The 20,698-nt window shown below is 68.3% G+C and carries 19 protein-coding genes; 12 read left to right on the plus strand and 7 right to left on the minus strand.

Annotated elements, in window-relative coordinates:
• Positions 1 to 441 precede the first annotated feature (441 nt).
• Positions 442 to 1,542 (minus strand): site-specific integrase, encoded by a 1,101-nt coding sequence (locus tag QOZ99_RS19310; RefSeq protein WP_306891624.1) that lies wholly within the window; start codon positions 1,540 to 1,542, stop codon positions 442 to 444.
• A 624-nt stretch (positions 1,543 to 2,166) separates the two neighbouring features.
• Here QOZ99_RS19310 and QOZ99_RS19315 point away from each other — a divergent pair.
• From QOZ99_RS19315 to QOZ99_RS19340, 6 genes are read left to right on the plus strand one after another with little or no spacing between them, the layout of a single operon-like run.
• On the plus strand, positions 2,167 to 3,741 hold the full coding sequence (locus QOZ99_RS19315; RefSeq protein ID WP_306891625.1) for an ABC transporter substrate-binding protein: 1,575 nt from the start codon (positions 2,167 to 2,169) through the stop codon (positions 3,739 to 3,741).
• Between the two features lie 8 nt (positions 3,742 to 3,749).
• Positions 3,750 to 4,691: an ABC transporter permease gene (locus QOZ99_RS19320; RefSeq protein ID WP_306891626.1), complete on the plus strand. Its 942-nt coding sequence runs from the start codon at positions 3,750 to 3,752 to the stop codon at positions 4,689 to 4,691.
• Complete coding sequence (locus tag QOZ99_RS19325) at positions 4,688 to 5,578, plus strand: ABC transporter permease (RefSeq protein WP_306891627.1); 891 nt, start codon at positions 4,688 to 4,690, stop codon at positions 5,576 to 5,578. Before QOZ99_RS19320 ends, QOZ99_RS19325 begins: the two co-directional genes overlap by 4 nt.
• Positions 5,578 to 6,600, plus strand: coding sequence for an ABC transporter ATP-binding protein (locus QOZ99_RS19330; protein ID WP_370876896.1), 1,023 nt, complete (start codon positions 5,578 to 5,580; stop codon positions 6,598 to 6,600). Before QOZ99_RS19325 ends, QOZ99_RS19330 begins: the two co-directional genes overlap by 1 nt.
• A complete protein-coding gene (locus tag QOZ99_RS19335; protein WP_306891629.1) occupies positions 6,593 to 7,609 on the plus strand; it encodes an ABC transporter ATP-binding protein in 1,017 nt (338 codons plus the stop codon). Before QOZ99_RS19330 ends, QOZ99_RS19335 begins: the two co-directional genes overlap by 8 nt.
• Before the next feature lie 49 nt (positions 7,610 to 7,658).
• Positions 7,659 to 8,906 carry an aminotransferase class V-fold PLP-dependent enzyme gene (locus QOZ99_RS19340; RefSeq protein ID WP_306891630.1) on the plus strand — a complete coding sequence of 416 codons (1,248 nt, stop codon included), beginning with the start codon at positions 7,659 to 7,661 and terminating at the stop codon, positions 8,904 to 8,906.
• Here the strand turns inward: QOZ99_RS19340 and QOZ99_RS19345 are convergent.
• The 3 genes from QOZ99_RS19345 to QOZ99_RS19355 form a co-directional block, all read right to left on the minus strand.
• Entirely contained in the window at positions 8,890 to 10,080 is a 1,191-nt protein-coding gene (locus QOZ99_RS19345; RefSeq protein WP_306891631.1) for a M24 family metallopeptidase, read from the minus strand. The genes QOZ99_RS19340 and QOZ99_RS19345 overlap by 17 nt on opposite strands.
• Positions 10,077 to 10,832, minus strand: coding sequence for a histidine utilization transcriptional repressor HutC (hutC, locus tag QOZ99_RS19350; protein ID WP_306891632.1), 756 nt, complete (start codon positions 10,830 to 10,832; stop codon positions 10,077 to 10,079). The genes QOZ99_RS19345 and hutC overlap by 4 nt, the downstream gene beginning before the upstream one ends.
• 144 nt (positions 10,833 to 10,976) lie before the next feature.
• The gene (locus tag QOZ99_RS19355) at positions 10,977 to 11,777 is read right to left on the minus strand and encodes an SDR family NAD(P)-dependent oxidoreductase (RefSeq protein ID WP_370876894.1); all 801 of its coding nucleotides are present in this window, start codon (positions 11,775 to 11,777) and stop codon (positions 10,977 to 10,979) included.
• A 441-nt stretch (positions 11,778 to 12,218) separates the two neighbouring features.
• Between QOZ99_RS19355 and tehA the strand changes: the two genes are divergently transcribed.
• The 3 genes from tehA (at position 12,219) to QOZ99_RS19370 (ending at position 15,208) form a co-directional block, all read left to right on the plus strand.
• Positions 12,219 to 13,202, plus strand: a complete 984-nt coding sequence (tehA, locus tag QOZ99_RS19360) for a dicarboxylate transporter/tellurite-resistance protein TehA (protein WP_306891634.1) — start codon at positions 12,219 to 12,221, stop codon at positions 13,200 to 13,202.
• A 131-nt stretch (positions 13,203 to 13,333) separates the two neighbouring features.
• Entirely contained in the window at positions 13,334 to 14,062 is a 729-nt protein-coding gene (locus QOZ99_RS19365; protein WP_306891635.1) for an isochorismatase family protein, read from the plus strand.
• Positions 14,063 to 14,221: 159 nt separating this feature from the next.
• Positions 14,222 to 15,208 carry a GlxA family transcriptional regulator gene (locus tag QOZ99_RS19370; RefSeq protein ID WP_306891636.1) on the plus strand — a complete coding sequence of 329 codons (987 nt, stop codon included), beginning with the start codon at positions 14,222 to 14,224 and terminating at the stop codon, positions 15,206 to 15,208.
• A gap of 98 nt (positions 15,209 to 15,306) precedes the next feature.
• On the opposite strand, the gene QOZ99_RS19375 is transcribed toward QOZ99_RS19370, so the two are convergent.
• On the minus strand, positions 15,307 to 15,711 hold the full coding sequence (locus tag QOZ99_RS19375; RefSeq protein ID WP_306891637.1) for an ArsR/SmtB family transcription factor: 405 nt from the start codon (positions 15,709 to 15,711) through the stop codon (positions 15,307 to 15,309).
• A 46-nt stretch (positions 15,712 to 15,757) separates the two neighbouring features.
• Positions 15,758 to 16,411, minus strand: a complete 654-nt coding sequence (locus QOZ99_RS19380; protein ID WP_306891638.1) for a peroxiredoxin — start codon at positions 16,409 to 16,411, stop codon at positions 15,758 to 15,760.
• A 100-nt stretch (positions 16,412 to 16,511) separates the two neighbouring features.
• Here QOZ99_RS19380 and QOZ99_RS19385 point away from each other — a divergent pair, with 100 nt between their 5' ends.
• The 3 genes from QOZ99_RS19385 to QOZ99_RS19395 all read left to right on the plus strand — a co-directional run bounded on the left by QOZ99_RS19385 (position 16,512) and on the right by QOZ99_RS19395 (position 20,000).
• A complete protein-coding gene (locus tag QOZ99_RS19385; RefSeq protein WP_306891639.1) occupies positions 16,512 to 17,453 on the plus strand; it encodes an MBL fold metallo-hydrolase in 942 nt (313 codons plus the stop codon).
• A gap of 70 nt (positions 17,454 to 17,523) precedes the next feature.
• Positions 17,524 to 19,215 carry a bifunctional protein tyrosine phosphatase family protein/NAD(P)/FAD-dependent oxidoreductase gene (locus tag QOZ99_RS19390; protein WP_306891640.1) on the plus strand — a complete coding sequence of 564 codons (1,692 nt, stop codon included), beginning with the start codon at positions 17,524 to 17,526 and terminating at the stop codon, positions 19,213 to 19,215.
• Complete coding sequence (locus QOZ99_RS19395) at positions 19,212 to 20,000, plus strand: sulfite exporter TauE/SafE family protein (RefSeq protein ID WP_306891641.1); 789 nt, start codon at positions 19,212 to 19,214, stop codon at positions 19,998 to 20,000. Before QOZ99_RS19390 ends, QOZ99_RS19395 begins: the two co-directional genes overlap by 4 nt.
• A gap of 75 nt (positions 20,001 to 20,075) precedes the next feature.
• On the opposite strand, the gene QOZ99_RS19400 is transcribed toward QOZ99_RS19395, so the two are convergent.
• Positions 20,076 to 20,696 (minus strand): DsbA family protein, encoded by a 621-nt coding sequence (locus QOZ99_RS19400; RefSeq protein WP_370876895.1) that lies wholly within the window; start codon positions 20,694 to 20,696, stop codon positions 20,076 to 20,078.
• Between the last annotated feature and the right edge of the window lie 2 nt (positions 20,697 to 20,698).

A 20,698-nucleotide genomic window follows, 5' to 3' on the forward strand; every position in this document is an offset into this window, starting at 1 on the left:
TTGAAGTATTCGGGTAGTCATTCCCGGCGTATTTCAGCTGCGAGGCTATGCCGGCGCCTCCGGAACAACAATGTCGGGTGTCCGTCGTTTTGTGCCATTCCAATGTGAAACGCACGGAACTTTCCGATTCGCAGGATGCATGTCGCGCCGAGCCGCGGCCCACCGCCGCTGCTTCGACCCGCGGGGGCGGTTCGGTGTCGATCAGACGCCCTGTGGCGCGGCGGTGCACGCGCGATTCCCGGCGGCGAAGGAGTGGCATTGGTGCATGAGATCCGAGGCCCTCAGGGCTCGGCGATCAAGCCAGACGCGACGCGGCGGGATCGTGCCTGCACCACGCGCCGATCGGATCGCCGCGCAATCCGATCGGGTCACGCGTGCGCTAGGACATGGATTAGAGGCGGATGGACCGATCCGGTTGGTTCAACCTCATCGGATCCGGCTTTAGAGCCCCGCCGCCTTGGTGAGGTTGACCCGGAAGCGGTCGCGCCGGCGCTGGTAGCGGCGCGTCATCTCGGCGGAGGCGTGGCCGAGTTGCTTCTGCACGTGGCGCTCATCCACCTCGGCGGAGGAGGCGAGGCCCGCGCGCAGCGAATGCCCGGCGAATTTCATTTCGCGCTCGCCCTCGCCGAGATCGCCGCGTACGCCGGCAGCCAGTGCCGTGCGCTTGACGAGGCGCGCCACCTCGCGGTCGTTCAGCCGTTCCGCACCCACATCCTTGCCCTGTCCGGTCACGCGCCGGAACAGCGGGCCATGGCCGATGCGGGCGAGCTTCAGCCAGGTCTGCAACGCCACCACCGGACAGGTGGCGTCTGCCGAGCCGCGCCCGATCTCCACCTCGCGCCAGCCGGTCTTGCCGCGCAGCGTGACCAGAAGCCCCTTGTCCAGCATCTCGATCCAGCCGCGCCCGTCCCGTGTCTGGTCGCGGCCGACATCAAGCCCGACGATTTCCGAGCGGCGCAGGCCGCCGGCGAAGCCGATGAGCAGCATCGCCCGATCGCGCAGACCGCGCAGGGTGCCGCGGTCCAGCGTCTCCAGCATGGCAATGAGGTCTTCGGGCAGCACGGCCTCTTTCTGGCGCGGCGGGGCAGCATGGGTGTTGCGGATGCCGGCGAGCACGGTGGCGATATGCCGGTCGCGGCGGTCGAGCGGCGTGCCGCGCTGGGTATAGTTCCAGGCGATGGCCGATAGCCGCCGCTCGATGGTGGCGACCGCGTTCGGCCGTCCTCCGGGGATCGCCGCGCCGGACGCGCAGGCCGTGATGTAGAGCCCAACCAGCTGGGGAGAGGGGGGCAGCAATTCCAGCCCCTGCCGTCGGCACCAGCCGGAGAAATGCGCCCAGTCGGACGCATAGGCGCGCCGCGTGTTCGCCGAGCTTGCCGCGTCGACGTAATCGCGCGCGCGGTCCACCAGGCGCTCGAGATGCGCGGGCAGCGCGGCTTTTGTCTCTGCCTGGGGCGTGGCGACAGGCTGCCCGGCGGCAGGGGCGGGTGCCGCGGGCTCGCGGGCGTGATTTTCGAGGCTCTCGGGGGCCGATTCGATCATGCCTCCATATAGATGAGCAACATCCGATAATGCAATTATCCGACTTTGCATGCGGCGGACGGCACGTGCGGTGAGCGAGCTGTTCGGCCGCCTCAAGCGCACATCCCTTCCAAAGGGGGGGGGCGCCGGACGATCTGTGGCGGGGCCGCACCGCGACACGTCGGCCTGCGCCCGGGCTTCTCGTTTGGCCGAACCGATCCGGGTCGCCTTCATCGTCCCCCCTGTTCCACGGCCCCAGAAATTGCCGCCGCTCTGCACGCGGTCCGGCGCAAGCCCCGGAGGGGGGAGCCGGTGGCCGCCACCGGCACCGACAGCATCGCCGCGCCGGGCCGTCGCGCGCGCCGGCTCATTGCCCGCGGGCCTTGGCCAACCCCGGCGGGGCGTCCGTGCCCGTGCCCGTGCTTGCGCCTCGCGTGCAGCAGGAAAGGTGCCCACGCAGGCGCCCGAAGCCCAAGTGCCGGGGGGGCAGGCGGACAGGCGGGCAGGCGGGCGGGAAATTTCGCCGGATGGCCCGCTCAAGCGTATTGCCTAGACAATAAATTGCGGCTAGCTTTTTATTGTCTAGTCAAAAGAGCCGCACCTTCCGGCCGCCAGACTTTCGACAGCCAGACAAGGGGAACATCGATGAAGACCACCCGGCGTACCATTCTCAAGGGAATGGCCGGACTTCCGGCCATGTTCGCGGGGCTCTCGCCCCTCGCTGCGCTGGCCCAGCAGGGCGGCGGCGATACGTTGCGCGTCGCGGCGGGCAAGCCGGCCGGCGATCTCGATCCGCACAAGTACAAGGGCCTGTGGGCCATCCAGGATCTCATCTTCGAGCCGCTGATCCGCTACGGCCATGGCGGCAAGATGGAGCCGGCGCTCGCGACCGACTGGCAGGTCGAGGATGACGGCAAGCTGTTCCGCGTCCATCTGCGCAAGGGCGTCACTTTCCAGGACGGCACGCCATGGGATGGGGCGGCGATGGCCTGGAATCTCGACCGCTGGATCGGCAAGGAATCCAACAGCTGGATGAACGCCTCGCGGCTGTTCGCCAATTACAAGGTGGTCGACGGCCACACCGTCGAGATCCATTTCAAGGAGCCGGTGCTCGGCCTGCTCAATGAATTCGCCTATGTCCGCCCGGTGCGCTTCCTCAGCCCGAAATCGGTCGGGGCGGATGGCGCCTATGCCAAGCCGGTCGGCACCGGGGCGTGGATCGAGGCGAGCGCCGACAATAATGGCAGCACCTTCACCCGCTTCGACGGTTATTGGGGCGACAAGCCCGACTTCAAGCGCATCGAGGTGAAGGTCCTGCCCGAATCGCGCAGCCGCATGGCGGCGCTGCGGGCCGGCGAGATCGACCTGACCGGCGGCGATTTTCTCGCCCCGATCAAGGCGACGGAGGCCAAGACGCTGGAGAAGGCCGGCATCCCGGTCTCGGTCGAGCTTGGCACCACGACCGTGGTCATCGGCTTGAACCCGGATCGCAACAGCGCGCTCAAGGACCTCGCCGTGCGCCAGGCCATCAATATCGGCTTCGATCGCAAGGCGATCGGCCAGGTACTCTATCAGGGCCTCGCCGAGCCGGCCGGCAACCTGTTCCCCGCCAGCGTGCCGCTCGCCGGCAAGCGCTTCCCGGTGCCGGCGCGCGATCCCGTCGCGGCGAAGAAGCTGTTGGAGGACGCGGGCTGGAAGGGCGCGCCGATCCGCGAGAAGGACGGCAAGCCGCTCAAGCTGGAAATCGTGGTCAGCGAGGAGCAGATCGCCGGCTCGCGTTCGCTGGCGGAAATCCTCCAGGCCCAGCTTGGCGAGATCGGCATCGGGCTCACCATCCGCTCGGTCGATCACGCCTCGCGCCATTCCGACATTCCCGCGCGCACGTTCGACATGGCGCTGTTCACCACTTTCGGCGCGCCCTATGAGCCGTTCGGCACCATTGTCGGCCTCTTGCTCTCCACCTATGACAATGGCGTGGACGGCAAGCTGGTGATTGATCCGGCCAAGCTCGATCCGCTGGTGCTCGCCGCCACCTCGGCGCCGCAGGACAAGGTCGATGCCGCGGTGCAGGCGATCTACGACCAGATGCATGCGGATGTCTCGATGCTGCCGCTGTTCTACAGCCCCGCCATCTGGGCGCACACCAAGCGGGTGAAGGGTTTCACGGTTCCGGCCACCGAGTACGACCTGCCCTATCGCGGCATCCGCCTCGAATCCTGAGGTTGGTCATGTCGACGCTGATCGCGATCCGCCTGCGCAACGCGGTGGTGCTGCTCGTCCTCGCCACGATGCTGTGCTTTGCGCTGGTGGTCTCCGCGCCGGGCAATGTGGCGGTGCTCATCGCCGAGCTGCGCACGCCGAAGGCAAGCTTCGAGCAGATCCGCCTGGTGGAGGAGGAACTCGGCCTCAACCAGCCGCTGGTCCTGCGCTACGCAAGCTGGCTGAACGGCGCGCTGCACGGCAATCTGGGCGTGTCCTACAAGACGGGCGACGCGATCGGGCCGGCGCTGGCCAGCCGGCTGCCCATCACGCTCACGCTGGTCGTGGGCGGGGCGGCGTTCGCCATGCTGCTGAGCTTCGCGCTCGGCTTCCTCGGGGCGCTCTGGCCAGGGCGGCTCGGGGATGCGGTGAGCCGCGTCATCGCGCTGCTCGGCGCCTCGATGCCGTCCTTCTTCGTGGGCGCGCTGCTGATCTACGGGCTGGCGGTGGAACTGGGCCTGTTTCCCACCTTCGGCACGGCCGGGCTGTCGAGCTGGGTGCTGCCGTGGATGACCATCGGCCTTCTCCCCGCCGCCGTGCTCAGCCGCGTGGTGCGGGTGGGGCTGGAAGAGGCGATGGCGCGGCCCTTCGCGCTCACCGCCTCGGCCAAGGGGCTGTCGCGCCGCGCCATCCTGTTCCGCCATGCGCTCCCCAATATCGCGCCGACCTATATCAACGCGCTCGGCGCGCAGGGCGGCGCCATGGTGGTGGGCGCGGTGGTGGTGGAACCGCTCTTCGCCCTGAAGGGCGTCGCCGACCTGTTCCTGCAGGGCGTGCTGTTCCGCGACTTCATGGTGGTGCAGGCCTGCCTGCTGGTCTTCCTCACCTCGTTCATCCTGCTCAACCTCATGGTCGACATCGGCATGATGTTCACCGATCCGAAACTGCGCCGGCAGGGAGCGAACGCATGAGACGGCTCCGGGACCTTTTCCAGGCGCTGGCCCAGCTGCCGCGCCTCGCCTTCCTCGCGGTCGGCCTGTTCGTGCTGCTCGGCGTGCTCGCCCCCTGGCTCGCGCCCTATGACCCGAACGCGCAGGACCTGCTGGCCACCCATGCCGATCCCTCCTGGCAGCACTGGCTGGGCACCGATCATCTCGGGCGCGACACGCTCTCCCGGCTCATCGTCTCGGCCCGGACCTCGCTGGTGGGCATGAGCCTCGTGCTGCTCATCGCCCTGTCGGTCGGCATCACCATCGGCACGGTTGCCGGCTATCGCCGCGGCTGGGTCGAGGAAGTGCTGATGCGCATTGTCGATGTCGGGCTGGCCATGCCCAGCCTGATCGTCGCGCTGGCCGTGATCGGCATTTTCGGTACCGGCTACTGGAACATGATCCTCGCTCTGGCGCTGGCCTGGTGGCCGGGCAGCGCCCGCATCAGCCGGGCGGTGGCGGTGGGGGTGATGAACCGCCCGCATATCGAATCACTGCGCGTGCTCGGCGCCAGCCCCGGCCGCATCTACTTCCACCACCTCCTGCCCTCCACCATCGGCGCGGTGCTGGTCTATGCGACGGCCGATGCCGGCGCGGTGGCGCTCTCCATCGCGACGCTGAGCTTCCTCGGCCTCGGCATCCAGCCGCCCACCCCGGAATGGGGGCAGATGCTGGTGGACGCGCTGCCTTATCTGGAAAGCGCGCCATGGCAGGTGATCCTGCCGGGCCTCGTGCTGACGCTGGTGGTGATCGGCTTCAACCTGCTCGGCGAATCCATCGCGCTGAACCGCGTGCCGACGCCGCTGCCCCGCCGCATCCTGCTCAAGCGCCGGGCGATGGCGGCCGACTGGAGAAAGGCCGCGCCATGATGGCTCCCGAGACCTCGTCCGACCTGCTCCAGGTAAGCCATTTCTCCGTCGACCTCTACACCGCCCGCGCCGCGCTGCGGCCGGTGGACGGGGTGAGCTACTCGGTGGCTCCCGGTGAAACCCTCGCCATTGTCGGCGAAAGCGGCTCGGGCAAGACGGTGCTGAATTTCGCGCCGCTCGGCCTCATGCCGACCGGCGTCGTCACCGATCTCTCCGGCTCGGTCCTGTTCGACGGCCAGCAGCTCGTGGGCCTGCCCGAGCCGGCCCTGCGCCGGATCCGTGGCGGAAAGATCGGCACCATCTTTCAGGATCCGATGAGCGCGCTCAACCCGGCGCTGCGCATCGGCCGGCAGATCGCCGAAGTGGCGGAGCTTCATCTCGGCATGACGCATGCGCAGGCCGAGGCCCGCGCGCTCGACCTGCTCAAGCTGGTGCGCATGTCCGACCCGCAGGCGCGGCTGCGGCAATACCCGCATGAATTGTCGGGCGGCCTGCGGCAGCGCGCGATGATCGCCATCGCCATCGCCGCCGAGCCCAGGCTGCTGATCGCGGACGAGCCGACCACCGCGCTGGACGTGACCGTGCAGGCGCAGATCATCGGCCTGCTGAAAGACCTGCAGCGCCGGCTCAATACCGCGATCGTGCTCATCACCCACGACATGGGCGTGGTGGCCAGCATCGCCGCGCGCGTGGCGGTCATGTATGCCGGCCGGCTCGCCGAGTATGGCCCGGTCGAGCAGGTTCTGCTGACCCCCCGCCATCCCTATACGCGCGGCCTGATCGCCGCCCTGCCGAGCGTGGATGACGCGCCCGGCTCGCCCTTCCGCGGGCTTCCCGGCACGCCACCGGTGCTCGGCGCGCCGCTGCCCGGCTGCGCCTTCGCGCCGCGCTGCCCGCAGGTGATCGATATCTGCGCGCGGCAATATCCGCCGCTGCGGGGCAGCGGGGGCCCGGGACCGGGCGCCGCCGTCGCCTGCCACGTCGTCAACGCGCGTCCGTCCAAGGAGCAGGCCCATGCATGAGGCCGAAGACCTGCTGCGGGTCGAGAACCTCGTCACCCGCTTCAAGAGCGTCGAGCGCGGCAAATGGGTCACGGCGGTCGATGACGTCTCGATCCGCCTCGCCCCCGGCGAGATGGTCGGGCTGGTCGGCGAATCCGGCTGCGGAAAGTCGACGCTGGGCCGTTCCATTGTCGGGCTGGAACGCCCGCAATCGGGTCGCATCCTGCTGGATGGCGTCGACCTCTCCAGCCTGCGCGGCCGTGCATTGCGCGAGACGCGGCGGGCGATCCAGTACGTGTTCCAGGACCCCTATGCCTCGCTCAACGATCGCCAGACCATCGGCGAGACGCTGACGGAGGCGCTGATCATCATCGGCATGACGGACCGTGAGGCCCAGCGGCGGCGGGTCCATACGCTGCTGGATCAGGTCGGACTGCCGGACGCGCTGGCCGAGCGCTACCCGCGCGAACTCTCGGGCGGGCAGCGCCAGCGCGTCGCCATCGCCCGCTCGCTGGCGGTGGAGCCGCGCGTGCTGATCTGCGACGAGCCGGTGAGCGCGCTCGACCTGTCGATCCGCGCGCAGGTGATGAACCTGTTCCTCACGCTGCACAAGGATCTCGGCGTCGCCTGCCTGTTCATCGCTCATGATCTCGCGCTGGTGCGGCAGGCCACCAGCCGCACCTATGTGATGTATCTCGGCAAGATCGTGGAGGATGCGTCCTCGGCCGAACTCTACGCCCGGCCGAGCCATCCTTATACGCAGGCGCTGCTCGGCTCGATCCCGAGCGCCGATCCGCGCGTCGAGGCGCATCGCGAACCGCCGCCGATCTTCGGCGACATTCCCAGCCCGACCAATCCGCCCTCCGGCTGCCGTTTCCGCACCCGCTGCCCGCGCGCGATGGAGGTCTGCGCGAGCGGCCCGCCGCCGCGCCTCGCTCTCGCGCCGCGCCATCACGCGAGCTGCGTGATCGCCGGCGATCTCTACGCCCACAGCCATCCCGAACCGCACCGCCTGCCGATGCCGGCCTGAGCGACACGCTCGCCGCATCCCGCGTACGGCCTTCAAGAAGGACGCCCCCGTGACAACACAGACCACGCCCCAGCGCCCGCCCCATCTGAAGACCGCTCCCGACGACGAGGCCTACTGGCTCGCCATCCGCGCGACCATGGAGCCGATGTATGTCAACACCCAGCTGGTCAACACCCGGCGCGGCGCCGCCCCCCGCGTGGTGCGCGACCGGGTGCGCGAACTGGTCGATCTCTCGCTGTCCTATGAGCTCGACGAGTATGAGCCGATGCGCGACTTGAAGGAAAGCGGCTCCTCGCTCGCCATCCGGCAACTGCTCGGCGATTATTTCGGCGCGGATGCCGATGAGGTGGCGCTGACCCGCAACGCGATGGAGGGCATCGTCACCGTGCTGAACGGGGTTGCCCTGAAGCCGGGCGACGAGGTGCTGGCCACCCGGTTCTGTTATGATTCGAACCTCGCCATCATCCGCCAGCGCGCCTTGCGCGAGGGCATCGTGCTGCGCTTCGTCGAGCTGCCCTTCGGCATCGCCACCGACGCGGAGATCGTCGCCGCCTTCGCCGCGGCCATTACCGGGCGCACGCGGCTGATCAGCTTTCCCCATGTCGTCGCCAATACCGGGCTGGTGATGCCGGTGCGCCAGATCGCGGCTCTGGCCGCCGCGCACGGCGCCTTCACCGTGGTGGATGGCGCCCACTCGGCCGGGCATATCGTGTTCCGGCTCGATGAACTGGGCTGCGATGCCTATGCCACCTGCCTGCACAAATGGATGTACGGGCCGCGCGGTACCGGCTTCCTGCATGTGCGGCGCGAGAAGATCGCCGATGTCTGGCCGCTTTTCGCCAGCTGGTCCGGCAAGCCGGTCGATTCGATCGAGAAATTCGAGGAGGTCGGCACGGTGTTCAAGGCGCTGCCCGCCTCGATCCCCGAGGCCATCGCGTTCAATCGCGGCATCGGCCAGGCGGAAAAATCCGCCCGCCTGCGCTATCTGCGCGACCGGTGGGCGGGGCGCCTGGGCGAGCACGAGCGCATCCGCCTGCTGACCGACATCGCCGCCGATCCCGGCACCGGCTTTGGCGGCTTCGTCATCGATGGGCTGGACGGCGAGGACTTCGCCCGCACGCTGCGCGAGGAATTTGCCATCAACGTGCGCGCCTTCGCCATGGACGAGGATCCCGCCATGCGGGGCATCCATCTCTCGCCGGGCCTGCCCAACACGGTGGAGGAGGTGGACCGCTTCGTGGAGGCGACCTTCGCCATCCTCGCGCGCAGCCACAACTCGCTCATGCGGGCAGGATGAGCAGCCCGGCGTCGAGCGTCGTCAGGCGATCCGTGCCGTCCTCGGTGATGACGAGCGTGTCCTCATACATGAGGCCGCCCCAGCCGGGGCGGTAATAGGGTGTCTCGACATTGATGACCATTCCCGGCTCGAGCGCCACCGGCTCTGCCGGGCCGAGAGTCGGGTATTCGTGAGAATCGAGCCCGAGCCCGTGGCCGACATGGTGCCGGCGATAGTGCGGCAGGCCGGCCGCGCGCACCGCCTCGACCGTGGCATGGAACAGCGCGTCGCTTCTCACCCCCGGCCCTACAAGGGCGAGGGCGGCACGCTGCCCCGCGACGATGGCGGTATCAACCCCGCATATCTCCGCCGAGGGTTCGCCGACCACCGCGCTGCGGGCTGTGTCCGACCAGTAGCCCTGCAACGATCCGCCAATGTCGATGCGCAGCAGATCGCCCGGCGTGAGGCGGCGCGGGGCGGCATGCGCGTCGGCGAAGGCCGCGCGTGGTCCCGAGGTGACGGCGATGAAGCCCGGCCGGATGCCGGCGCGGATCATCCATGCGGAAATCTCCGCCGCCAGGTCCAGCTCGCTCACGCCGGCGCGGGCCTGGGCCAGCGCTGCAGCCAGCGCATTCTCGGTCTCCCGCGTCGCGTAGCGCAGCAGGGCGATTTCATCCGCATCCTTGATCATACGCGCACGGCGGAACAGCGCGGCGGTGTTCTCCGGCGGCAGCACGGCGAGGTCGGCGGGAAGCGTGGCGGGTGGCGGTCCTTCGATCGCCAGCGCCCGGCGCGCGCCGGCCAGCGCCGCGATGGCGGCGGCGAGCGCCTCCTCATACGTGGCGAACGAGATGACCCGCGTGGCCGTCGCCTCCCGCGCCTCGGCATCATCGAAGAAAAAGGTCCGGTAGGCGAAATAGCGCAGGCCGTATTGCGCGACCGGATGCCCGCTCGCCTCCTGCGCGGCCCACAGGTCCGCCGTCGGCCCGACCAGGATCCACTCGTCGTTCGTGAACACGGCGGCCATGCGCTGGGCCGGATCGGTGTCATAGCCCATGCTGCGATAGCCGCTGCAATAAACCACGTTGGGCGGCGAGGTCGCGACCATGAGGCGTTCCTCGCCCGCAAGCGCGAGAACGCGCGCGCGATGGCGCCGGGCGAGGCTGGCAAGGTTGATGGCGGGAATCGGGCTCATGGCTGCAACGGGTTGAATTCGCCGACGAATTCGTTGCGGTCGGCGGGGTAGATCAGGCGTACCCAAGTGACGGGCAATTCATCCGCCCATGTCTGGCGCAGCGAGACGAGGAGCGGGGAACCGGCGACCACGTCGAGCCGCTCGGCATCGGCGGCACCGGCGGCCTCGGCGCGAATGGTGTGGCGCAGCCGGGTGCAGGGCAGGCGCGCCAGCAGCCATGTATTGGGCATGTCGGCCTCGAAATCGGCCTCGATGGCATCCGGCGCCGCGTCGAGGTTGATGAAGCGTTCCTCCAGCACTTCCGGCTTGCCGAAGCCGCAATGGGCGGCCGTCAGCATGAGCAGAGGCGTGCCGGCGGCGACCGCCGGCCAGAAGGGCGTGCTCTTGCCGGCCACCAGCTCGCGCTTGCGCAGCACCTTGTAGCTGTAGGTGCGGCCCCGCCCCTCGATTTCCTCGCGAATGTCGAGGAAGCCGATGACCGCATGGGTCTCGGTGGTGAGGGCCACCCGCGTGCCCTGCTTGCGGCGGCGCTCCAGCAGGCCGGCCTCGGTGAGCTTGGAGAGCGCCTTGCTCACCGTGGCGCGAGTGGTGGAGAGGGTCTCCATCAGGCTGTGCTCGGAGGGGATGCGATGCCCCGCCGGCCAGCGGCCGCTCATGATTTCCGAGCGCACGGCGCGTTCGATCTGCTTGTAGAGCGGGCCTTGACCGTCAAGCGCGATGGTCGAAACGCTCGCGTCCTCATTCTCGTCCATGGCGCCGCTTCCACCTTGTGGCTCGGGTGAGAAGTGCCATGGCTGCCCGCCTTTTGTCTAGGCAATTACGCGGGCAGGGCGCGGCGCCGCCTCCTGTCCCGCAGGGCATGGAGCCGGCGGGCGCCGCCGTCGCGGCCGGAGGGCTCAGGTCGCGGGCTGGAGGATATAGCGGGGGGCGACCGTCGCGTTGGACAGGTGTGGCAGCATGGCCTGCCGGGCGGTCTCATAGGCTTCCAGTTGCTCGCCCGCCTGCAGCGAGGGAAGGGTGATGAACTCACCCCGATCGAAGCCCAGCAGCGCCGCATCGACAAGGTTTTCCGGCGTCATCACCCAGCTGCCGGGAAGGTTGTCGATCGGCACGCCGGCGGTGTCCCAGAACTGCGTCGCGGTCACGCCGGGAAGAACCACCTGCACCCGCACGCCCTTGTCGGTGAGTTCCTTCCGCAACGACTGGCTGAAGGCGAGAACGAACGCCTTTCTGCCTCCATAGACGCCGTTGAGCATCTCCGGCCCGATCGCCACGATGGACGAGATGTTGATGATCGCCCCGGCGCCGCGCGCAACGAAGCCGGGAGCCGCGGCATAGGTCAGGCGCATCACCGCGGTGACGTTGATGTCGATCATCTCTTCCATGCGGTCGACATCGGACTGCAGAAGCTCGCTCGCGCCGCCGAAGCCGGCATTGTTGACGAGCACCGAGATGGACGTGTCCGACGCGAGGACGTCCTCGACCTTGCGCAGCGCGTCGTGTTGCGTGAGATCGGCGACGATAACCCGCGCCGTCACGCCATGCCGCGCCGCCAGCCGCTCGGCCTGCTGGGCGAGGCGCTCGGCATCGCGCGCAATCAGCAGCACATCATGGCCGCGCGCGGCGAGCCGGTCGGCATAGATGGCGCCGATCCCGGATGAGGCGCCGGTCACGACGGCGGTACCCTTGTCATTCATCATCTTCTCCTCATGCCTCGCCGACCGGCGGTTCCAGAAGAGCCGTACTAGCGAGGGATGCCGAATTCCCGAATGACGTAGGCGCGGCGATTCAGGACAGGGCGGGTTTTCGGCCCTGGCGCTTTCGAAATGGCCCTGTTCCGTCATCGTCATGCGTTCCGGCAAGGATGGCCGGAATCGATGGGTTGCCGACATTCGCAAGGAGGAGCGGGTGTCGTTATCTCTCCCCATGCGTCAACCGGCGCTGTCCGGCATGATGTCGCGCTTGATCGATTTCCACCGGGCCGCGGAAGATGGTGCCGGGACGCAGGAGGTCCCTCGGCATTGCCACGCCCGGGGATCGTGCGAACCTGATCGTTCCTCTCAAGGCCCGGGCGCCGCGGCAACACCCGGGTCCGGCTTCCACCTGTTATAATTGCCGACTAAACAATAGGTATCGACATGAGCAGCAGCGCCCGTCTTCCCCTTGTTCCCGCATCGTTCTTTGGCATGGTGCTGGGGCTCGCCGGGCTCGGCGGCAGCTGGCGGGCGGCGCATCTCGCCTGGGGCGTGCCCGCCCTGCCGGGTGAATTCCTCATGCTGAGCGCGGGAATCGTCTGGGCGGTGCTCGTCATTCTCTATGCCGGCAAATGGTTGATGGCCCGCGAGACGGCACTGGCCGAAATGGCCCATCCGATCCAGTGCTGCTTCGTCGGGCTGATCGGGGTCGCCACCCTGCTGGTCGCCGGCGGAGCCGCCCCCTATGCCCATGACGTGGCGCTGGCGCTCTATGTCGTGGGCGCCCTGTTCACGCTGGGCTTCGCGGTGTGGCGAACCGGGGGGCTCTGGCTCGGCGAGCGCGCGCCGGAACATTCGACCCCGGTGCTCTATCTGCCCACGGTGGCCGGTAGCTTCGTGTCGGGCACGGTGGGCGCGGCGCTGGGCTATGCCGATCTCGGGCAGTTCTTCTTCGGCGCCGGGCTGTTCGGCTGGCTCGCCATCGAATCCGTGCTGCTGCACCGCATGCTCACCAGCCCGGCCATGGCGAGCGCGCTGCGTCCGACACTCGGCATCCAGCTGGCGCCGCCAGTGGTGGGGGCCGTCACCTTGATCGCCGTCGCGCCCTCCGCTCCGCCGCTCTTCGCCCACGCGATGATCGGTTACGGTATCCTGCAGGCCCTGATCATCCTTCGGCTGCTGCCGTGGATCCTGCGCGAACCGCTCACGCCCTCCTACTGGGCCTTCACCTTCGGTGTGACCGCGCTGGCCACCGCGCCGATCCGTCTCGTTGCCCTGGGGGATGCAGGAACCGTGACGGTTCTGGCACCAATCCTGTTCGTGTTCGCCAATGTCGTCGTGTTCATCGTCGCGGCCGTGACGCTCTACCGGGCGGTGCAAGGCAGGCTGCTGCCGGCGCCCCCGGTTGCGGCGAGCCCGGCGAAGTGAATGCAGGCCTGCCTTGGCAGGTCGCTTCCGCGCAGGCCTCTTCCGCGCAGATCTCTTCCGCGCAGATCTCTTCCGCCTCGGCCCCGCAGCGGAGGGCGGTATTCCCAACAAGCCCATCGGGAGGAAAATCGATGAAGCCGAACTATTCCCCACGCTCGGCGGCGCTTTACGCCGACACCGCGACCCCGGTTCTGCCGAGGACGGACATGGTGCTGGACCTCACGCGCACCGCGCTGGTCGTCATCGATCCGCAGGTTGACGTGATGAGCCCGAACGGCCTCGCCTGGGCGGCGGTCGGCGAGAGCGTGACCGAGAACAATCTGGTGCCGAACCTCATCGAGCTGTTCGCCGCCGCCAAGAAGGCCGGAATCGTGGTGGCTGTCTCGCCCCACTATTATTACTGCTGGGATCACCACTGGCGCTGGCAGGCCCCGCTGGAAAAATTCCAGCACGATGTCGGCGCCTTCGACCGCAAGGGGCCCTACACGGTGGAGGGCTTTCGTGCCTCGGGGGCGGACTTCATGGAGGAGTTCAAGCCCTATATCGAGGACGGCAAGACCATCATCTGCTCGCCGCACAAGCTCTATGGCCCGCAGGCAAACGACCTGAAGCTGCAACTCGGCAAGCAGGGTATCAACCAGGTGATCCTCGCCGGGATGCTGGCCAATATGTGTGTGGAATCGCACATGCGCGATCTGCTGGAGGCCGGTTTCGAGGTCGCCGTGGTGCGCGATGCCGTGGCCGCCCCGAAACTGCCGGACGGCGACGGCTATCTCGCCGCGCTCATCAATTTCCGCTTCATGGCCAATGGCGTCTGGTCCACCGACGAGACGGTGCAGCGGCTCGAAACGCCGGCCTGACACCATCGGCGCAGAGGCGGGCGAGGCGGTAGAGACCCCGGGCCCGTCTCAACCGACATCGCCGTCTGCGCGGGCGCCGGCTTTGGCGTGCCTTGCCGGAGCGTCATGTCCGAATTACATTGACACCGTAATTTTCGGTCATGAGGTTGGCAATCCATCATGCGCCAGGTCGGCTTCATTCTGGAAGATGGCTTCCAGGTCATGGGCATGGCCGCCCTCTCGGCGTTTGAACTTGCCAATGTCACGCTCGGTCGCGAGGCCTATGGTCTCACCGTGATGTCGGAGCGGGGCGGCACGGTTCGCTCCTCCCTCGGCATACGGATCGAGACCGGGGTGCTGACGGATTTTCCGGATACGCTCATGGTCATGGGCGAACTGGTGCCTCGCCAACTGTCCTCGGGCCTGCGCGACTATATCGCCCGCGCGGGACAGCACAGCCGCCGCGTCGCCGGCGTGTGCACGGGGGCATTCCTGCTCGGCGAGGCCGGCCTGCTGGACGGCCGTCAGGTGACGACGCACTGGGCGCATGCGCGCGACCTGCAGCAGCGTTTTCCCAATGCCAGGGTCGACGAGGAAAGGATCTTCGTCTCCGACGGCAATATCTGGACATCGGCCGGCATGAGCGCGGCGATCGACCTGACGCTGGCGCTCATCGAGGATGATCATGGCGCGGCGCTCGCCCGGACGGTCGCCCGCAAGCTGGTGGTCTATCATCGTCGGCCGGGTGGCCAGTCGCAGTTCTCCGCCCTGCTGGAACTCGAGCCCCGGTCGGATCGCGTGCGCCGGGCGCTGATCTACGCCAAGGAGAATCTGCGCAATCCGCTGACGGTGGAAGAACTGGCAGAGGCGGCCAACCTGAGCCCGCGCCAGTTCAGCCGCATCTTTCGCGAGCAGACGGGGCAATCGCCGGCCAAGGCGGTGGAACGCCTGCGGCTCGAGGCCGCCAAGCTCATGCTGGAGGAGGGGTGGCACGCCATGGACGTGGTTGCGCGCGATACCGGCTTCGCCGACCGGGATCGCATGCGCCGGGCCTTCCTGCGCTTTTTCGGCCATCCTCCGCAGAGTATGCAGCGCAGCCTGCGCCTCATCAGCAAGGATGACGACACGAAGGATGACGACGACGCCAAGGCCGCCGGCGTCGGGTGACAGTCCCGCGGCGGGCATTCGTGCGGATGGGAGGATCGCTTCGCGATGGCCTTCGCCGTCGCGCGCGCCGTGGGTGACTGGAGCGGCTTGAGCCCGGCTTAAGCGGGCGATCCGCCGGGCCCCACGATGCGGGCGAAGAGCGCCGCGCTGCGGTCGCGGGCGGCACGGGGCGCCGGGGCAGCGGCGGGCGCCGCAGGCGGAGACGGAGCCGCCACGCCCTCACTGAACTGCGCCTCGATGCTGCGCACGCACTGCGCCACGCCACTATCCGCCAGTCGGTAGTACACCTGCTTGGCGGCGCGGCGGGTGGCCACCAGGCCGGCGCGTCGCAATTCGCCGAGCTGCTGGCTCAGGGCGGGCTGGCCAATAGCCGTGGCGGCGTCGATCTCGCCGACGGTCATCTCGCCGGACTGGAGATGGGAGAGGATCATCAGCCGCTGCGGCTGGCCATAGCTCCGCAGCTTCTCCACCGCCCGGTCGGCCTCCTCGCGGGTCAGCGGCATGGTTTCAGCCCCCTGGTTTCAGGTTCATGGTTTCAGCTTCATGGTTTCAGCTTCGGTCGAGCGGCCGACAGAACCATGCCGGGTCGTCGTTTGACACCAGCGTCTCGTCGGTGAGCGGACGCAGCACCGGGTCGCCGGGCTCCCAGCCTTCCGGCGTCACCGCGTCCCCCGCGGCGGCGCGCTTGAGCGCGGCGGCAAGGCGCAACATCTCACGCGCCGAACGCCCGACCGACATCGGGTACCAGCTGATGGCGCGGACAATGCCGTCCGGGTCGATGAAATAGCTCGCCCGCACGGTGGAGGAATCCTGCGCCGTCTCATCCAGCATGCCATAGGCGCGGCTGATGACGAGCGAGGTGTCCTCCACCACGGGAAACGGCACCTCGACATTGAAGGCGCCGCGGATCGCCCGCAGCCAGCCCATGTGGGAGAACAGGCTGTCCACCGACAGCCCCAGCAGCGCCACGCCGATTTCGTCGAATCGCGGTGCCAGCCGGGCCAGCGCGATGAATTCGCTGGTGCAGACCGGGGTGAAATCCGCCGGGTGCGAGAACAGCACGAGCCACCGGCCGCGATAATCGCCGAGGTGAACCTGCCCCTGTGTCGAGCGGGCGCTGAACACGGGCGCGGTATCGCCGATGCGCAGCGGGCGCGGCGCGGCGGAGGCCGATCGGGTGTCGGAATGGAGTTCCCCTGTCATGCCCTCTGATTGCCCTTACCGAGAAAGTGATGCAATACGGATTTACAATTACACACATTATGTAAATATGAAATTTATGAAGATGGCTGGAGGAACGCCAATGTCCGATCCGACCTTCCTGAACGACGTGCCGCTTGAAAAAGCCGCCGCCCAGATCCGGGCTGCCGGCGCGCGCGAGAACCGCCTGGCGGTCGAGGCTTTCTTCGACGAGCCAACCAACACGGCGAGCTATGTCATTCATGATCCCGCCACCCGGCAGGCGGCGATCGTCGACAGCGTGCTCGATTTCGACGCGGCTTCGGGGCGCACCTCCACCGCTTCGGCGGACGCGATCATCGCTTACGTGAAGGCGCATGGGCTGACGGTCGATTGGCTGCTGGAGAGCCACGCCCATGCCGACCACCTCTCGGCCGCGCCCTATATCCAGCGCGAACTGGGCGGAAAGCTCGCCATCGGGCGCGAGATCATCACCGTCCAGAACGTGTTCGGGAAGATCTTCAACTTCGGCACCGAATTCGCCCGCGACGGCTCCGAGTTCGACCGGCTGTTCGAGGATGGCGACACGTTCAGCGTCGGCTCCATCCCTGCCATGGTGCTGCATGTTCCCGGCCACACGCCGGCCGACATGGCCTATGTCATCGGCGACGTGGTGTTCACCGGCGATACGCTGTTCATGCCGGATTTCGGCACCGCTCGCGCCGACTTCCCCGGCGGCGACGCCCGCCAGCTTTTCCACTCGATCCGCCGCCTGCTGGCGCTGCCGGACGAGACCCGCCTGTTCCTCTGCCACGACTACAAGGCGCCCGGTCGCGACACCTATGCGTGGGAGACCACGGTCGGCGCCGAGCGGGCGGAAAACATCCACGTGCGCGACGGGGTGGACGAGGCCGCTTTTGTGGAGATGCGCACCACGCGCGACGCCACGCTGGCCATGCCCAAGCTGATCCTTCCCTCGGTGCAGGTGAACATGCGGGCGGGCAACCTTCCCGAGCCGGAAGAGAACGGCCGCCGCTACCTGAAACTGCCGCTCGACACGCTCTGAAGCGGCGCCGGCCGGTGCGCCAATGCCGGCCGGCAGCGGTCGCCCCTTCCACGAGATGGAGGAAACTCCCATGACGTCGAAACAGATCGTGCCGGAATTTCACGTGCACGGCGCATTGGACGAGCCGGGCCTTGCCGAAGCCGCCGCCGCTGGCTACCGCGCCATCATCTGCACACGTCCCGATGGGGAGGATCCCGGCCAAATGGAAGCCGCGGAAGCGGCCGTGCTGGCCGAGGCCCTCGGCATGGCCTTCGTGCACATCCCGGTGACGCCGGGCACTTACAGCGACGCCGATGTGGCGACGATGCGCACCATGCTCGACCGCCTGCCCAACCCGATCCTCGGCTATTGCCGCAGTGGCACGCGGGCGGCGACGCTGTGGGCGCTGGCCGAGGCGGGGCGGCGGAGCCCGGACGAGATACTGGCGCTAAGCTCCGCCGCCGGCATCGACCTTTCCGGCCAGCGCGCCCGCCTTACGGCCCTGGACAGGGGGATCCGCCCCGGCGCACCGAAGACCTATGACGTGGTCATCGTGGGAGGCGGCGCGGCCGGCATCGCCACCGCCTCCAGCCTGCTCAAGCGCCGACCCTCGCTCGACATCGCCATCGTCGAGCCGGCGGAGTGCCATTACTACCAGCCGGGCTGGACCATGGTCGGGGCCGGCGTGTTCCAGCCGGATACCACCCGCGTGCCGATGGGCGCGGTGATGCCCGATTCCGTCACCTGGATCCGGCAGGCCGCCGCCGGCTTCCTTCCCGAGGCCAAGGAGGTCGCTCTCGCGGACGGCTCGTCCGTGCGCTACCGCGTGCTGGTCGCCGCGCCCGGCCTGCGGCTGGCGTGGGAGGCCATTCCCGGCCTGCCCGAGGCGCTCGGCCGCAACGGCGTCACCTCGAATTACCGCTTCGACCTCGCCCCCTACACGTTCCGCCTCGCCAGCACGGTGAAGTCGGGCCGCGCGCTGTTCACCCAGCCGGCCATGCCGATCAAATGCGCCGGCGCGCCGCAGAAGGCGATGTACCTGTCCTGCGACATCTGGCGCGGCGCCGGCGTTCTGCCGCGCATGAAGGTGGAGTTCCATAATGCCGGCGGCGTGCTGTTCGGCGTGCCGGCCTATGTTCCCGCGCTGATGGAATATGTCGAGCGCTACGGCATCGACCTCAATTTCGCCTCCACGCTCGTCGGCGTCGATGGCGATACGCAGGTGGCGACCTTCGAGCGCCGGGGAAGCGACGGCGGCACCGAGCGGGTGGAGCGCTCCTTCGACATGCTGCACGCCGTGCCACCGCAAAAGCCGCTCGACGTCATCGCCGCCAGCCCGCTGGCGGGCGCGGGTGGCTGGATCGAGGTCGATCCGGCGACGCTGCGCCATGTTCGGTACCCGGACATTTTCGCCCTCGGCGACGCCACCAACACGCCGAACGCCAAGACCGCCGCCGCCGCGCGCAAGCAGGCGCCTGTCGTGGCGGTGAATGTGCTCGCGGCGCTGGAGGGCAAGGCGCCCGCCGCCCAGTATGACGGCTACGGCTCCTGCCCGCTCACGGTGGAGCGCGGCAGGATCGTGCTGGCCGAGTTCGGCTATGGCGGCGCGCTGATGCCCACCTTTCCGCGCTGGATCCTCGACGGCTCGCGTCCCACGCGCCTCGCTTGGTTCCTCAAGGACCGCATGCTGCCGCCCATCTACTGGCACGCCATGCTGAAGGGCCGGGAGTGGCTGTGCCGGCCCGAGCCGATCGCGGCCGGGCCGAGCCGCGAGGCCGCGTGATGCTGGAGCCGCTGCAATACGGGCTCGGTGCCAGTGCGGGGGTGCTCGTCGGCTTCACGCTCGGGCTGGTGGGCGGTGGCGGCTCCATCCTCGCCGTGCCGCTGATGGTCTATCTCGTCGGGGTGCGCAATCCGCATATCGCCATCGGCACCAGCGCCTTCGCCGTTGCGATCAACGCGGCCGCCGGCCTGCTCAGCCATGCCCGCGCGGGCACGGTGAAATGGCGCTGCGGCGGCATGTATGCCACGGCCGGCATATTCGGCGCCTTTGCCGGATCGAGCCTGGGCAAGCTGGTCGGAGGCGAGAAACTGCTCTTCCTGTTCGCGCTGCTCATGCTCGTTGTCGGCGCACTGATGCTGCGCGGGCGCGGCAATCCCGGCGAGCCGGGTGCCGAGTGCAATCGCGAGAAGGCGCCGAAAGTGCTCGGCTTCGGCCTCGGCACCGGCGTCTTTTCCGGCTTCTTCGGCATTGGCGGCGGTTTCCTCATCGTGCCCGGCCTGATCGGCTCCACCGGCATGCCGATCCTGAACGCGGTCGGCACCTCGCTGGTGGCGGTGACGGCCTTCGGGCTGACCACCGCCTTCAATTATGCGCTGTCGGGGCTGGTGAACTGGGCGCTGGCCTTCACCTTCATCGCCGGGGGCGCGCTTGGCAGCGTCGCCGGCATGAAACTCGCCCGGCGCCTCGCCGGGCGCACCGGCCGGCTGACCACGGTGTTCGCGACGCTGATCTTCGTGGTGGCGAGCTACATGCTGTTCAAGAGCGCCTCGGCCCTGCTGGCCTGAACTCTCAGGTGGCGGCGAGGGCCACGACCTTCGCGCCGTCGGGGATGCGCTCGCAAAGGCCGATCACGTCCTGGTTCACTCCGCCGCCTGGCGACGGCGCGCTTCCGCGAAGGCTTCCTTGAAGCCGGCATAGTCCAGCGTCGAGGTGCGGAACGGGCCGATCAGATAGGTCGGCGTTCCCTGCAGGCCGATCGATTCGGCCTGCGCCAGATTGCGCTTCAACAGTGTGCCGATGTCTTTCGCGTGGGCTTGGAGATCGGCATCCAGCCGGGCAAGGTCGATGCCCGAGCCCTGTATCGCCTTCAGCATCTGCTCCTCGCTGACGCCGCGTCCGGGGATGGCCATCAGCGCGTGATGCACCTTGTCGTAGCCGCCCTGATATTTGGCGGCGAGGGCCATCTGCGCGCCATAGACCGACGCCTCGGTGAGGATCGGCCAATCCTTGTAGACGAGGCGGATCCTGCCATCTTCTCTGACGGCGCGCTCCAGATCCGGGGCGGACTTCTTGCAGTAAGGGCAGTTGTAATCGAGGAAGGCGACGACGGTGACGTCGCCCTTCGGGTTGCCGGCCGTGGGCGCGGCCGGGTCCCGCAGGATCGCGTCGACATCGACGCCCTGCGCAAGGAGCGGTGATCCCGCGAGGCCCATGCCGACGGCGAGGAGGCCGGCAAGCGTGAGGAAATGGCGGCGCTGCATGA

This window comes from Ancylobacter amanitiformis (genome assembly GCF_030814815.1).
Taxonomy (GTDB): domain Bacteria; phylum Pseudomonadota; class Alphaproteobacteria; order Rhizobiales; family Xanthobacteraceae; genus Ancylobacter; species Ancylobacter amanitiformis.

Coding starts and splice junctions, on each gene's coding strand:
- QOZ99_RS19330 (WP_370876896.1), top strand. CDS start 5,578: ATGGCTCCCGAGACCTCGTCCGACCTGCTCCAGGTAAGCCATTTCTCC.
- QOZ99_RS19400 (WP_370876895.1), bottom strand. CDS start 20,696: ATGCAGCGCCGCCATTTCCTCACGCTTGCCGGCCTCCTCGCCGTCGGC.
- QOZ99_RS19375 (WP_306891637.1), bottom strand. CDS start 15,711: ATGCCGCTGACCCGCGAGGAGGCCGACCGGGCGGTGGAGAAGCTGCGG.
- QOZ99_RS19345 (WP_306891631.1), bottom strand. CDS start 10,080: ATGAGCCCGATTCCCGCCATCAACCTTGCCAGCCTCGCCCGGCGCCAT.
- QOZ99_RS19335 (WP_306891629.1), top strand. CDS start 6,593: ATGCATGAGGCCGAAGACCTGCTGCGGGTCGAGAACCTCGTCACCCGC.
- QOZ99_RS19355 (WP_370876894.1), bottom strand. CDS start 11,777: ATGAATGACAAGGGTACCGCCGTCGTGACCGGCGCCTCATCCGGGATC.
- QOZ99_RS19390 (WP_306891640.1), top strand. CDS start 17,524: ATGACGTCGAAACAGATCGTGCCGGAATTTCACGTGCACGGCGCATTG.
- QOZ99_RS19310 (WP_306891624.1), bottom strand. CDS start 1,542: ATGATCGAATCGGCCCCCGAGAGCCTCGAAAATCACGCCCGCGAGCCC.
- QOZ99_RS19385 (WP_306891639.1), top strand. CDS start 16,512: ATGTCCGATCCGACCTTCCTGAACGACGTGCCGCTTGAAAAAGCCGCC.
- QOZ99_RS19370 (WP_306891636.1), top strand. CDS start 14,222: ATGCGCCAGGTCGGCTTCATTCTGGAAGATGGCTTCCAGGTCATGGGC.
- QOZ99_RS19380 (WP_306891638.1), bottom strand. CDS start 16,411: ATGACAGGGGAACTCCATTCCGACACCCGATCGGCCTCCGCCGCGCCG.
- hutC (WP_306891632.1), bottom strand. CDS start 10,832: ATGGACGAGAATGAGGACGCGAGCGTTTCGACCATCGCGCTTGACGGT.
- QOZ99_RS19315 (WP_306891625.1), top strand. CDS start 2,167: ATGAAGACCACCCGGCGTACCATTCTCAAGGGAATGGCCGGACTTCCG.
- QOZ99_RS19320 (WP_306891626.1), top strand. CDS start 3,750: ATGTCGACGCTGATCGCGATCCGCCTGCGCAACGCGGTGGTGCTGCTC.
- QOZ99_RS19365 (WP_306891635.1), top strand. CDS start 13,334: ATGAAGCCGAACTATTCCCCACGCTCGGCGGCGCTTTACGCCGACACC.
- QOZ99_RS19325 (WP_306891627.1), top strand. CDS start 4,688: ATGAGACGGCTCCGGGACCTTTTCCAGGCGCTGGCCCAGCTGCCGCGC.
- tehA (WP_306891634.1), top strand. CDS start 12,219: ATGAGCAGCAGCGCCCGTCTTCCCCTTGTTCCCGCATCGTTCTTTGGC.